This window comes from Holtiella tumoricola (genome assembly GCF_027857615.1).
Lineage (GTDB): Bacteria > Bacillota > Clostridia > Lachnospirales > Cellulosilyticaceae > Holtiella > Holtiella tumoricola.
Map to the genome: position 1 here is coordinate 94,226 of NZ_JAQIFT010000010.1, position 14,420 is coordinate 108,645.

A 14,420-nucleotide genomic window follows, 5' to 3' on the forward strand; every position below is an offset into this window, starting at 1 on the left:
AGTTCTTGTAGTCTATGTTTCTAATGTGCACAATCTTAAAAGTTATTTAACTAGCAACTTATCGTGATCTATGCCTTGCATCCTTTCACTAATAGACGCTTACTTAAGTCACTTACAAGACCATCCACTTATAAGTCATAGTTTACAAAAGCCTCATTCACTTTGAAGTTAAACCTAGCTTATTTCGTGAGCACTTTGCCACACAACAATAAAGCTAACCTAAACCTGTCCATTTGATAAAAGGGGGAGACAGTCTTGGGTTAGCTTTTTGTTGTTTATTCTTATAAGCTCAATTTAAATCTATTTATTGCCTCTTTTGCTTCCACCCTGGCCCTTGCTTTTGCCTGGTGCTTGTCTTTTATCAAAGCCACTACGCCCTCTTCTAATATCTGATTCTTTCTTGCTTGGCGCTGCTTGGAAGGCTTTACTTACATTTTTAGCGTGCATTTCTGGCTTATCTGCTAACTTCTTTTTGAGACTTGTAATATGTTTAGTTGCCATATTAATAGTCCATTGTCTATCAATCATACGAACTTCAATACCTGTCTCATTGAAAAGTTCTTCATAGAGTTCATTACAACGTTGTACATTGTTTGCAACTTGTTGACCTTCTTCTTGTTGGCTTCTACGTTTTTTCTTTAAACACTCTCTTGCTTCTTGTTCATTTAAAAAGATGCAATTGTTAGGTACACGTTGCTCTTTTGCTCCTGCACCCACCATACATACTGACATTCTCTCATCTTTTCTTTTTACTTCACATTGAAGTACTTTATCTCCTAATACGCAATACATCTGTCATTCCTCATTTTATCTATAGATTTTTCTATAGTATACCATATTCTTCTAGTTTTTATCACACCTAAAGTCCTAGTTATTACTTAGCTTGTTTCATTCATCATGACTCGTTATAATATTTGATTTAATCTCCCCCCTACTGATGTTCTGCCTATACTAGTGGAATGATTATAATCACTTTTGCTCCCGATCTATCTTCTCTATTCATAAGTTTTAAACTTCCACCATGCAATACTATAATCTGACGTGCAATATGAAGTCCCATTCCGTAGTGCCCTTTACGCGACCTACTTTCTTCTCCCATATAAAATTCCTTGCAAGCGTTTTGCAAATCTTGCTCACTAAAACCTTTTCCCTCATCTTGGATGATTATACTTAATTGTCTATATGCATGCTCTCCTATTGCATCAACTTCCATTGTTACCCTTGTCATTTCTTTTGTATGATCGATTCCATTGCTAATAATATTCATTACAGCTCTGTTCAAAAGTTCTTTATCAATATTTATCTTATATTCTTCAGTTCTATCTGCCACTTCAAATTGAACTTGTCTAACCTCAGCAAGTTGTCCACCTTGCTGGCTTACCTCTTCCATAAATGTCTTAAGGCTCACCCTTTTTCTATTTAATGTGCCTATTTCATCCGAATGAGAAATATCTAATAATAATGTCACATAGTCTTGGATCTGCTTGCTATTTTTCAAGATATATCCACTATATTCTTTTTGTTCTTCATCTAATGTATCATCTTCAACAAGTAACTCTGCATTTCCTTTTATAATTGTAAGAGGTGTTTTAATATCATGTGCAATGGCAGCCATTTGCTCTCTTTTCCTTTTTTCCAAATTCCACTGCACTCTAAGTGCATCGCCTAAAGCTTCCTTTAGTTGTTCGAGAGACTCACTAATCTCATTAAATTCCTTTATAGAAGTAGGTGCTACCTGAAAGTCTAAATTTTGATTTTTAATTTGTTCTACAGCCTCTTCTAAAGGGATAAGCGCACGCTTAATTCTTTTAACATAAATACCAGATACAATACTTACTCCTAACACTATACTCCCTACTAATATAAGTATAAATAAAAGCTCTACATTAGGAAGATACTTTTCTAAAATAGGAGAGCTATAGTGTGCACCTATTCTATATAGTAATACGCACCATTGTTGTTTACCTTCCACTAAAATATATTGGGTTAGTCCATCTGGTTTATCTCCAGTTTGCACATATAATCTTGCACGCTCTACTTCTGATGCCTTTAGATTTGTTCCTAATAAATTCTCCTCTATATCAAATAAGGCGTAACGACATCCACCTGGTATATCCGCTAGGCTTATAGTTTCTTTTCCTCCTAATGTGTCACGTACCTTGAATACCTTCTGCTCCTCATAGTTAGCTGGCAAAATAAACTGTGTCTGTACAAGTATATTCATGACTAAAGATACAATGGCTAAGATTAGCAAACTGGTAGTGCCAATAACAATCATGTATTCTATAAAAATACTTTTAAGTGTTCTTTTTCTTATACCCATTTATAACCAATCCCCCAAACTGTTTCAATAGGCACAAGGCCATAAGGTTTCAGCTTAATACGTATATTTTTGATATGCACTGTAATCGTACTCACATCACTTTCTCCCTCGTACCCATAGACCTTTTCATATATACTTTCTTTTGTAAAAACCTGTCCCTTATTATGAGCAAGATATTCACAAATAAGATATTCACTTTTAGTTAAATTAATCTTCTCCCCATTCACTAACACTTCTTTGCCTGAAAGATCAAAGTCCAGCCCCGATACATGCAAAGTATGTTTTTTCTCCCGTTGCTCTCTCCTTAAATGCGCTTCTACACGCGCTCTTAACTCACCTGTACCAAAAGGTTTAGTTAAATAGTCATCTGCTCCTATACCTAATCCATACATAATATCATTTTCCATACTCTTTGCCGTTAAGAAAATAATAGGTACATCTACTTGATGACGTATCTGCTTGCAAAGCTCAAAGCCATCCATTCCTGGCATCATCACATCTAATAATATTAAATCATAAAACCTATAGTCTTTTTCTAATACTTCATATGCTGAAAAGGCAGTGACAACTTCATGTCCTGCCTTCTTTAATACATTTGCAATTAGTTTTACTAAATCTGCTTCATCATCCACCACCAAAATCCTACTCATTGCACACTTCCTATCTTTATCCTACTCATTTCTCTTGGAACTCATCTTAACACCTTTAGTCTACACCTTTATACATCCTCATGAAAGCTCCATTTAATCAATTATATCTTATTCATTTGATATGTCTTATCCCTATAGAATCCTTTTAAAAATTGAGTTAAGGTTTCTCTTATCCTTTGAAAAATATAAAAGATAAAATGTAAAATACATAAACGTGAACTGGATAAAAGGCATAGAAGAATCCTTTCATACTACGTCCCCTTTGGCCGTTGTATAAACACATGAAAGGAATTGCAAAGATTCCTATCCACTCATAGTAAGTTGTAAATAAATTGGCTACTGTAAGGTCTATTCCCATTAAAAGAGGCATTCCTATTGTCCATAGTAATGTAAATATCCCAAATACACTTATTTGAAGTACTTTACGCTTCTTGAAGCCATAAAGGATTAAACCTGCTATTACATAGAAGATTCCTCCTTCAACAAACATTGGTAAAGGTAAAACTGTTGTCATCACTAATCCTAATACTGGCATCATACTCATTGGTAATAAATAGGCTAGACAATTTGGTAATATCCCCACTGCTAAAAATGCTATACCCTGTACTCTTTTCTTCTGTTTCAAACACTCTATTCCTTCTATTAATATTAGAATAAGTGTAAACGTTGCAAAAATATTATTTATCGGATAAAATCCATCTGGCCTGCTGAGCCCAAAGGTTGCAATACAATAATTAATCGTTCCCATCAAAACAGACATACCATACATACGTCGGATATATTTTTTTCGGCTACGTGTATGACTAAATCCTTCTAATACCATATATAAAAAGAGATACCCCGATATCCTCCCAAGTTGGGAAAATAATGTAGGCACTTGCCCTGTATACTCAAAGAAATAATGAATATGATCAAATACCATCAATACTAATGCAATAACTTTAAGCTGAAATCCCGTTAAACCATTTTTCCATATTGGTACTACACTCCTATTTACACCCTCTTGTTGCTTCACTTCACTTACTAAATCTATACATTGACCATTTTTCTCCATAAAAAACACTCCTTATCTTTTAACTGATGACCGGCATCTGTTTAATAGTATAAGGAGCATTTCTAAGGATTTTCTAAAGATTTATTTATTTTATTCAAGACCACATAACTTTCTAAGATAAGCTATGAGTTCTAAGCTTTGATTGAGATAGTCTTCATATTCGTCTGGCTCGAGCAAGACATAATCTTCACTCTCATAACGTCTATCATAATAACTATCTGTCAAAAACCTGGCAATACGTTTAAAATCCTGTAATTCAGGAAATGCCTCTTCAAGTTTAGCAATCATTGCTGAAAGACTATGACTACGCATAACTTCATTTGCATGTTCACGTACAAGATGTTTTAAGTATTTTTCTGCACACTGCTGGCAGTTGACGATTGTAGGATCTTCCATCCCCTTTACATCTTTAATGTGTTGAATCAGTTCATAATCAGTGTTGGCAAAGTCAAGCATAGACCTATTCACCACACACCGCCTCCTTTAATGGCAGCATATATTTTGTAATTTCACTTTCAAATGAGAGTTTACTGGCTAACTCATAAAAACGTGCCTTATTATAAATTTTCACATCTACTTCATAAGTGTAGTGTATTTTTTCCTCATAGTCTTCTCTTAAATCCATACGCAGCATCTTAGCTTCTTTCGGTGTTAAGGGTCTCTCTAATAAGATTAGAAGATCAATATCGCTGGTGGATTTAATTTCTCTTTTAGCATAACTACCAAAGAGATAAACTTCATACTCTCCAAGATCTAAAGCTTTAAAATGCTCATAGACTGCTAAAAGTCTTTCTTGATAGATACTAGGAATATCAATCACCTGTTCTCATCTCTTTTCTTTTGTAGAATACGTATACTTTAAAAATGTTGACCATTTTCATAGTAACTACTTTCCTTAAGTGGCACAAAATATACTTCAAGACATGATATACCTGCTCCAAAGTATTTTGTAATACATTCTGCGACTTTATCTTGTACTTCCTGACCACGTTCGAACCAGGCTACTTCAATAATTGTAGGAGGCTCTACTTCTTTACCTTCCAAAATAAAAGTAGTATGCATACATTCAAGTGTAAAGTAATCCTTTGGACAGCCCACAATCATTGCAAGATCATTTACAAGATCACGGCTTACTTGTTTTATTTTTGGCATTTGAATACCACGAATACGTAACATTGGCATAATTCTATTCTCCTTTAAAATGTCCATAGTCTAATCTAGTCATCTCTTATCATATCATAAACAAGATTCTTTCGTTCAGATGAAAAAGTAAAAAGGAGGTTCCTAATGTTGAATTTCTATATTAATAGTTTATACTTTGTACTTTATAGTATGCTAGGTTGGTTGTCTGAAGTTATCTATTGTTCTATTCCTAGAAAAAAACTTATTAATAGAGGCTTTTTAAATGGTCCCTACTGTCCAGTCTATGGATTTGGCGCACTACTTGTTATTCACTTTTTATGGCCTTTTTATCCCTATCCTTTACTGGTATTTCTATTGGGTATTATAGTTACAAGTCTATTAGAATACATAACAAGCTTTCTCTTAGAAAAGCTCTTTCATGCCCATTGGTGGGATTATTCTCAGCACCACTTTAATATTCATGGACGTGTCTGCCTACTTAATTCTACACTATTTGGCTTACTTTGTTTGATACTTGTCTATGGGATCCATCCTTTTTTGACTAAAGGAATCTTCAATATACCTAGTACGTTTCTCCCACTTATTGTGATGGGATTTAATATTATTTTGTGTGTAGATATTGTTGTAACGCTCTACACCATTACATCTCTCAAAGACCGTGTTCATTCAATCTCTGAACTAAACACTACTTTGAAAGAAAAGTTGTATTTACTCGAAAATAAACTTTCATCTCTAGAAGAAAAACATTTACTCTCAGAAGGACAGCGTAACCTAAGGTGTGCTGAATTCATTACTTATCTTGAAAATGAAATGAATAAAAAAGTAGCTATTAAAAATATTCTCCATGACCGTCTATTAGATGCATTTCCTAGCTTTCACTTTATTCATCTTGAAGAGTACATTTCAAAACTACGTGATCGTCTAAAATAAGTTTATCCTAAAACTTTAATTTCAAACCACGTACATTTTCCATAGGGTATAAAAACACATTTTTTGCAAGTCCTAATGACATACCATTACATTTTAAAATCTGAATTCATTTGATACCAAAAGAGGGTGTCACACAGTTAACCTCATTGGTTATTGTGTAACACCCTCTTTAGAATTTACTATTTTTTAAGCCTCTTCTGTATTTTCAAATTGGCTATTATAAAGTGATGCATAGAATCCATTTGCTGCAAGAAGATTATCATGTGTTCCTTGTTCAACAATATCCCCATCTTTCATTACAAGAATAAGATCTGCATTACGAATAGTGGATAATCTGTGGGCAATAATAAAGCTTGTGCGACCTTTCATAAGGTTTTCCATTGCTTGTTGAATGAGTACCTCCGTACGTGTATCTACTGAACTTGTTGCTTCATCTAGAATAAGTACTTTAGGATCTGATAAGATTGCTCTTGCAATAGTAAGAAGTTGCTTTTGCCCTTGAGACACATTACTTGCTTCTTCATTAAGCACCATGTTGTAACCATCTGGAAGTGTTTTTACAAAGTGATGTACACGAGCTGCTTTTGCTGCTTTAATAACCTGTTCATCTGAAGCTTCTAAATTACCGTAACGGATATTTTCCATAATAGATCCATTAAATAACCATGTATCTTGGAGTACCATCCCAAAAGCATCTCTAAGTTCACTTCTATTGAAATCTTTGATATTATGACCATCAAGGCGAATAGCTCCTGAGTTTACATCATAGAAACGCATAAGAAGCTTGATCATTGTTGTTTTACCTGCTCCTGTTGGTCCTACAATAGCTACTTTTTGACCTGGTCTTACATGTGCTGTAAAGTCATTAACAATAATCTTTTCTGGATTGTAACCAAAGTGAACATGTTCAAAATCCACATATCCTGATAGATTATCTATACTTACTGGCTCTTTCGCAAACTGTTCTTCTTCCTCTTCATTTAAGAATTCAAAAACGCGCTCTGCTGCAGCTGCTGTTGACTGCATTAAGTTAGCAACTTGAGCTGTCTGTGCGATCGGTTGATTAAATGATCTCATATATTGAATGAATGAAAGGATATCCCCTACTTCAATCGTATTTTTAATTGCAAGCCATCCTCCAAGAATGGATACCATTACATAGCCAAGGTTTCCAATAAAGCTCATAATTGGCATCATCATACCTGATAAGAACTGAGATTTCCAAGCTGAATTATAAAGTGTATCATTAAGTTTGTTGAACTCTTCTACTGCTACTTCTTCTCCATTGAAAGCTTTTACAATATTGTGACCACCATATATTTCTTCTACCTGACCATTTACATGACCAAGGTATTCTTGTTGTGATTTAAAGTATTTTTGTGATTTCTTAACTACAAGTGTGATAAACACCATAGATAATGGAAGTACTAATAAAGCAACAAGTGTCATCACCCAACTAATAGAGAACATCATAATGAGTACCCCTATTAAAGTTGTAATGGATGTAATCATTTGTGTCATACTTTGGTTAAGGTTATTACTAATCATATCTACATCATTTGTTACTCTTGAAAGTACTTCACCATGTGTTTTAGTATCAAAATACTTAAGCGGCATACGGTTCATTTTCTCAGAAATTGCTTTTCTAAGATTATAAGATACTTTTTGTGATATTCCTGACATTACAAAACCTTGAATGAAAGAGAACAATGCACTAATAATATATAGACCTAATAGGAATAAAAGCATATTACCAATGTAAGTGAAGTCGATTCCTCCACTTCCACCACTTACTTTGCTTACAAGTCCCTCGAAAATCTTTGTTGTTGCTTTACCTAATAATTTAGGTCCTACAATAGAGAAAGATGCACTTCCTATTGCAAAAATAACAACTGTAATAATAGAAATTTTAAATGGAGCTAGGTATTTAATTAAATTTTTCATTGTGCCTTTGAAATCTTTTGCTTTCTCACCACCCATAGCCCCCATTGGACCGTGTCCACCACCTGGACTAAACCCTCTTTTTGGTTGTTGTCTTTGATTACTCATGAGTTAGCTCCTCCTTTGAAAGTTGTGATAAAGCAATTTGCTCATAAACTTCACAGTTCTTAAGAAGCTCTTCATGTGTTCCTTTTCCTACAATTCTTCCTTCATCTAATACAATGATTTGATCTGCATGAAGAATTGTACTAATACGTTGAGCTACTATGAGTACCGTACTATCTACTGTTTCCTGTTTAAGTGCTTTACGAAGTACCACATCTGTTTTGTAGTCAAGTGCAGAGAAACTATCATCAAAAATATAGATTTCAGGATCTTTTGCAATAGCCCTTGCAATAGAAAGACGTTGTTTTTGTCCTCCTGAAACATTGGTACCGCCTTGTGCAATCTCTGAGTCAAAACCTTCTGGTTTGGCAGCAATAAAGTCTGATGCTTGAGCAATCTTGGCTGCTTTTTCAATTTGATCTTGTGTGGCATCTTGTGTACCATATCTTAAGTTGCTATCAATTGTACCTGAGAACAATACACCTTTTTGAGGTACGTAACCTATTTTTTCTCTTAAGTCATGTTGACTTACATCTTTGATATTGACACCATTAACAAGAATCTCACCTTGTGTAGCATCATAAAATCTTGGAATAAGGTTAATCAATGTAGACTTACCACTTCCTGTACTTCCAATAAACGCTGTTGTCTGACCTGGTTTTGCTACGAAGTTAATGTCCATAAGTACATTTTCTTCCGCATTAGGATATCTGAAAGATACATTTTTAAATTCTATAATACCTTTTTGTGCTTGATTAAAAGCTTTTGTTGCTTTTGGATTTTTAATGGTTACTTCTGTTTGTAAGACTTCTTCTATACGTAACGCAGATACTGATGCTCTTGGAAGCATAATAGATACCATAGAAATCATGAAGAAACTCATGATAATCTGCATTGTATATTGAATAAATGCCATCATATCACCAACTTGCATTGTTCCTGCATCTACACTATGAGCACCTTTCCATACAATAAGTACGGTGATACAGTTCATAATAAGCATCATGATTGGCATCATTGTTGCCATTGATCTATTTACAAATAATGTTGTTTTCATTAAGTCTTTATTCGCTTTATCAAAACGTTCTTCTTCATGTTTTTGGGTACTAAATGCACGAATAACAAGCATACCTGTAAGAATTTCTCTCATAACAAGGTTTACTTTATCTACTAACTTCTGAACCATTTTGAACTTTGGAATAGCAATTGCAAATAATACTAATACAAGTGTTAAAATAGCCATAACTGCTACAGCAATAATCCATGCCATAGAAGTATTCGTACCAAGGACTTTAATTACACCACCAAGTCCTAGAATTGGTGCATAGAATACAACTCTAAGGAGCATAACCATAAGCATTTGAATTTGTTGAATATCATTTGTACTTCTTGTAATTAGAGAAGCTGTTGAGAATTGATCAATCTCTGCATTTGAGAAAGATACAACTTTGTTGAACACTTTTCCTCTTAAATCACGTCCAAGTCCTGCTGCTACACGTGCACCTAAGAACCCTACTGTTACAGTAGCTGCCATACTTATAAGAGCAATTAGTAACATTAATCCACCAGAGTATAGGATATAATTTGATTGCATTTTTTCCATATTAAGTCCAATAGCTTCATATTCAGCTTTTACAACTTGTGTTGCTGATTGAGTAATCATACTTTCTGGCATATTAGCAAATTGCTCATTGATTTTTTCTTGCATCGCTACTAATTGCTCTTTTGGCATCTGAGCAATCATTTGTGTAACATCTGTACCTTCTGGAATAGTTATACCAGAAGGTAGTTCATCCATTTTTGAAAGGGCTGAAAGAGGTAAAATAGCTCTACCAAATATATTATTAAGTTGTTCCTTAACTTCTTTATCTTTAGTGTTTAATTTATAAACTTGTTCCGTTGCTGCAAGAGGATACTCATTGACCTCACTTCCATCAACCAGTATATAATTTGCTTTTACTAACTCTTGTTCCTCGTCTGACATAAATAGTGTGAGTTTATCTAACTCTGTCTTGCGAATTACTTTAGGTATAGCATTTTCTACGCCACCTTGTTGAATACCTACATTGACAATATTAGATGTATAATCTGGCAATGAAAGGTCACAAATTGCTTGCACCATAAGTAATACAACGATTACTAATATAGACAAAGCTGATCGTTTTAAATACTTAATCATCTTCAACATCGCTTTTCCTCCTCAAAGTTGTCTCTTTTAATTATGATTTTGTATTAATTATATTTTCATAACTATTATAAGTCAATAACTTTTATTTGTGTAACTAAGATGTTTGGGGTATACTAAAAATAATTAGCCGTTTACAAAGGAGACTTTATTATGAATACTACCAATTTACCTAATATATCTGATCAATTATTTGAATTGGTTGTAAAATTAAACACTAAAATTTTTAATCAAGAGGAGTTCCTTAAAAGTTTGCCTATTCCTCCATCTCAGGTAAAGGTTATTTTCTACCTAGTGCACAATGGACCTGCCTCTGTATCTCATATTGCAGATAAACTCTGTATTTCAAAACCTAATATGACCCCTATTATTGACAAACTTATTTTAGAGAATCTTGTTTCTCGTTCTGAAGATCCTACTGATAGACGTGTCATCCTTGTAGCAGCCACACCAAAAGCTAAAAAGGTCTTAGAAGGTCAGCGTCAAATCATAAAAGAGCGCCTTATCTCTAAACTACAAAGCGTTCCACCAGAAAATCTCCCACAATTATTAGAGGGTATAGAAATGCTCTCACCTATGCTAGATTTTCTTAAATAGTATTTTTAGTTATTATATTAAAAGCCCCCTTAAGATTTACCTTTATGCAAAGGTTCCTTAAGAGGGCTTTTATATTTTTTAAATTATTCAACTGATTTTAATGCATCAATCATATCAATATTTTTCAATTTAATATGCATCATAATCATAACTAAAAATGCAAACATAAGTGTCATACATCCTGATGTGATATAACTGCTCATATAAATATCTGGTACCATCATCATTGTATCTGTCTCTGCAGTCATTAAGATAAAACTAAAAAGTACTTTCCCCATAACTGAGCCTACAAGTATGCCTAATAGCGTTAAAATAATATTTTCTCTGAAGATGTACATGGTCACTTCATTATCAAAGAATCCTAAAACTTTAATCGTTGACAACTCTCTTATACGTTCAGATACATTAATATTAATTAGATTATATAATACAACAAAGGCTAAACACCCTGAAGATACAATTAACACTAACATAACCATATCTAAACTAGAATCCATACTAGAATTCTCTAATACTGAAACTAACGTTACATTGATTACTTTATCGGTGTCCATTAATATGCTTTGTACACTATCTTCATTTTGTTCTGAGCTAAATTTTAGAAGTTGTGCATTATAAGTAATTGCTTTATTAAATACCTCTTCATAGTACTGTGGTGATAAATAGAGATTATGTCCATAGTAGTTTTCTGTTATAGCATCTACTCTAACTTCATAAGTATTTGCATCTGAATCTTGGAATGTTATTATATCACCTTTAGATACACCTAATAGTTTTGCTAGCTTTTCGTTTATAATTGCTCCATCATTAGAAAGGTGATAGGTCTCTTGAGTCTTCCTATCTCGGAGTGTCATATAGTTATTTAATGCCTCTACATCTTTAGGAGCATATAACATAACTGTTTGTTTATTCATTCCTTCTTTTCTAAATGTGATCGATTCTTGATGTATATCTAAGCTTGACTCATAACCTTGTAATTGATTCAATGTTTCTTCATAAGCCTGATTCTCTTCTTCTGTTACATCTTCATTAAATACAACCATCGCGTCGTACTGAATCATCTGACTAAACTGCTTCTCCATTGACTCTGAATTAGACTTTTTCAAAGAGAAACCTGTTACAAGCATAGCCATACACCCTGCTATCCCAAGTACAGTCATAATCATACGTTGCTTATATCTAAATAAGTTTCTAAAGGTTACCTTTTGATTGAAATTCAGCCTTCTCCATAAAGGTATAATTCTCTCTAAGAATATCTTTTTCCCTAGCTTTGGTGCCTTAGGTCTCATGAGATTTGAAGGATGATCTCTTAGTTCTTCCATTAATACAAACACAGAAGCTCCTACTGTACATAATATAGACAAGATCATAGATTGTACAATATATGAAGTATAGTAGTGTATCTTAAGTTCTGGTGTATCAAACATACTTGCATAAGCACTATTAATAATATAAGGAAGTGCACTACTTCCTACTAAAATTCCAAGAATTGCTCCTATAATACTTGCTAAGGCTGAATACACTACAAACTTTTTAGCAATTTCTAAGTTAGTATATCCAAGAGCCTTCAATGTACCTATCTCCCCCCTTTTTTCTTCTACCATTCTTGTCATTGTAGTTAAACAAATTAAGATGGCAACTAAGAAGAAAAATACTGGAAAAACAGAAGCAATATTATCTAAACTTTGTATAGAATCGCCATAGGTTGAATACCCTGGGTTATCTGTTCGATCAAAGAAATAATACTTGCTACTATCTAAATCATTTAATTTAGCCTTTTCATTTTCTATTTCTTCTCTAGCTTCTACTAATTTTTGCTTATTATCTTGAATTTCCTTTTCACCATCAGCAAGTTGAATCTTAGCATCTTCTAATTGCACTCTAGCTTCTTCAAGCTCTACTTTTCCTTCAATCTTACCTTTTTCAAGCTCTCTTCTTCCTTGCTCTAGCTCACTTTTGGCTTGATCTAATTCTCTCTCGGCTTGCGCAATCTGTACTTTTCCATCATTGAAAGTTTTTAGTTCTTCTTTGTACTGAGTGAGTCCATTGTGATACTGGATTATTCCTTCAACTACATTTTGTAGTTGTGCTCTATTTTCCTCATTACCTAACTTAATTACATCAATATTTCGAGCTATATTTATAGCTAAATCAATCTGAGTTGGTGCCTTTGCTAATTGATCGATTAAACCATTTAATTCACTTAGACCTAAACTAGCATCCAAAATCATGCCTTTCCAGTACTGAATCTTCTCACTTGGTATTGCACTACCTTGTGACGTTTGTCCTGCAATATTTTTTATATCTTTTGCAAGTTCATCATAAGTATTGATTAAACGATTTAAGTTCTTAATTTGTTCTTGATACGTACTTAAATCATTGTCTGGATCAATACCTTCTGCTAAAAGTTCTTCTTTCGCTTGGTCTAACTGTACTTTAGCTTCTTGAAGCTGTTTTTCACCTGTCTCAAACTGTTGTTTTTGTGTAGTAAGTTCATTTCTACCTTGTACAAGCTGACTTTCCCCTTCTGCTAATTGTGCTTCACCATCTTTAATACCTTTTTCATAATCTAATAAGCCTTGCTCGTAGTCTTTGTGTGCCTTTGCAAGCTCTAGCTTACTTTCTGCTATATCTTTTTCCCCTTTGGCAAGTTCTCCTTCACCATCTTCTATTTCTTTATACCCTTTATCAATTTCTATCTTTGCTTCTGCCTTAACCTCTTCTATTCTTGCTTTTGTTCTTCCTGAAAATAATGTTTTTAAATGTTTGTTATTCTCTTCCATCTTTTCTTTGTATGCTTGGCTATAAGGGGCAACACCCTCTACATTTTTAAACCTTACATAAACTTCCGTATAAACATCCATTGCAATATCAGACTCATTAACAACTGCAAAGTAATCTATACTACCTTTTCCAATAGTTGTACTACCTCTAGAATCTTTATCGATATACATTGGATGTTTTGCAAAGCCAACAATCTCATATGCTGTACGATTAAACATCTCCATTGTATCTTCATCTGACTCAATGTTGTAGAGATCACCTATCTTTAATTCTTTATCAAATTGCAACGCCTTTTCATCAAGTACAATCTCTCCTGGCTTTTGTGGAAGGCGCCCTTCTACTATAACAAGTTGATTAATACCACTTATACTTCTAGGGTTATAGCTCATAAATTTAACAACACTATTTTTATTTGTTAGATTCACATCTAAACTTTGTGCTGCCTCATATTCTAATATACTTTCATCCTCTGCGAGTAACATTAAATCATTTTTAGTAAGACCTAAACTGGATACAATTCTACTATCCATAAGTTTCTGATTACTATAAAATTCATTAATAGTTGCTTCCATGTCTGGTCCACTTGATTTAATACCTGAGTAAAAAGCTACCCCTAAAAAGATAATAACCAATATGGATGCAAATCTTGCTTTTGATGATAGAATCTCTCTTACTATAGATTTACTATGTGTACTATTTTTCATCTTT

12 protein-coding genes are annotated in these 14,420 nt (G+C 33.6%); 2 read left to right on the forward strand and 10 right to left on the reverse strand.

The window, feature by feature from the left end:
* Positions 1-300: 300 nt before the first annotated feature.
* From PBV87_RS01890 to PBV87_RS01920, 7 genes are all read right to left on the reverse strand, one after another.
* Entirely contained in the window at positions 301-792 is a 492-nt protein-coding gene (locus tag PBV87_RS01890; protein ID WP_053984782.1) for a hypothetical protein, read from the reverse strand.
* A 154-nt stretch (positions 793-946) separates the two neighbouring features.
* Entirely contained in the window at positions 947-2,323 is a 1,377-nt protein-coding gene (locus PBV87_RS01895; RefSeq protein ID WP_053984783.1) for a sensor histidine kinase, read from the reverse strand.
* Complete coding sequence (locus PBV87_RS01900; RefSeq protein WP_271010936.1) at positions 2,314-2,973, reverse strand: response regulator transcription factor; 660 nt, start codon at positions 2,971-2,973, stop codon at positions 2,314-2,316. The genes PBV87_RS01895 and PBV87_RS01900 overlap by 10 nt, the downstream gene beginning before the upstream one ends.
* 169 nt (positions 2,974-3,142) lie before the next feature.
* The gene (locus PBV87_RS01905; RefSeq protein ID WP_271010937.1) at positions 3,143-4,027 is read right to left on the reverse strand and encodes a TraX family protein; all 885 of its coding nucleotides are present in this window, start codon (positions 4,025-4,027) and stop codon (positions 3,143-3,145) included.
* Between the two features lie 90 nt (positions 4,028-4,117).
* A complete protein-coding gene (locus PBV87_RS01910) occupies positions 4,118-4,495 on the reverse strand; it encodes a HEPN domain-containing protein (protein ID WP_053984786.1) in 378 nt (125 codons plus the stop codon).
* On the reverse strand, positions 4,488-4,847 hold the full coding sequence (locus PBV87_RS01915; RefSeq protein WP_053984787.1) for a nucleotidyltransferase domain-containing protein: 360 nt from the start codon (positions 4,845-4,847) through the stop codon (positions 4,488-4,490). The genes PBV87_RS01910 and PBV87_RS01915 overlap by 8 nt, the downstream gene beginning before the upstream one ends.
* Before the next feature lie 38 nt (positions 4,848-4,885).
* Complete coding sequence (locus PBV87_RS01920) at positions 4,886-5,209, reverse strand: DUF1904 family protein (protein ID WP_271010938.1); 324 nt, start codon at positions 5,207-5,209, stop codon at positions 4,886-4,888.
* A 105-nt stretch (positions 5,210-5,314) separates the two neighbouring features.
* Here PBV87_RS01920 and PBV87_RS01925 point away from each other — a divergent pair, with 105 nt between their 5' ends.
* The gene (locus tag PBV87_RS01925; protein ID WP_271010939.1) at positions 5,315-6,100 is read left to right on the forward strand and encodes a putative ABC transporter permease; all 786 of its coding nucleotides are present in this window, start codon (positions 5,315-5,317) and stop codon (positions 6,098-6,100) included.
* Positions 6,101-6,286: 186 nt separating this feature from the next.
* On the opposite strand, the gene PBV87_RS01930 is transcribed toward PBV87_RS01925, so the two are convergent.
* Together PBV87_RS01930 and PBV87_RS01935 are read right to left on the reverse strand one after the other, a co-directional pair.
* Positions 6,287-8,149 (reverse strand): ABC transporter ATP-binding protein, encoded by a 1,863-nt coding sequence (locus PBV87_RS01930; protein WP_271010940.1) that lies wholly within the window; start codon positions 8,147-8,149, stop codon positions 6,287-6,289.
* Complete coding sequence (locus PBV87_RS01935; RefSeq protein ID WP_271010941.1) at positions 8,142-10,334, reverse strand: ABC transporter ATP-binding protein; 2,193 nt, start codon at positions 10,332-10,334, stop codon at positions 8,142-8,144. The genes PBV87_RS01930 and PBV87_RS01935 overlap by 8 nt, the downstream gene beginning before the upstream one ends.
* A 150-nt stretch (positions 10,335-10,484) precedes the next feature.
* Between PBV87_RS01935 and PBV87_RS01940 the strand changes: the two genes are divergently transcribed.
* Complete coding sequence (locus PBV87_RS01940; protein ID WP_271010942.1) at positions 10,485-10,928, forward strand: MarR family winged helix-turn-helix transcriptional regulator; 444 nt, start codon at positions 10,485-10,487, stop codon at positions 10,926-10,928.
* Positions 10,929-11,011: 83 nt separating this feature from the next.
* Here the strand turns inward: PBV87_RS01940 and PBV87_RS01945 are convergent, their stop codons facing one another.
* Positions 11,012-14,416 (reverse strand): FtsX-like permease family protein, encoded by a 3,405-nt coding sequence (locus PBV87_RS01945; RefSeq protein ID WP_271010943.1) that lies wholly within the window; start codon positions 14,414-14,416, stop codon positions 11,012-11,014.
* Positions 14,417-14,420 lie beyond the last annotated feature (4 nt).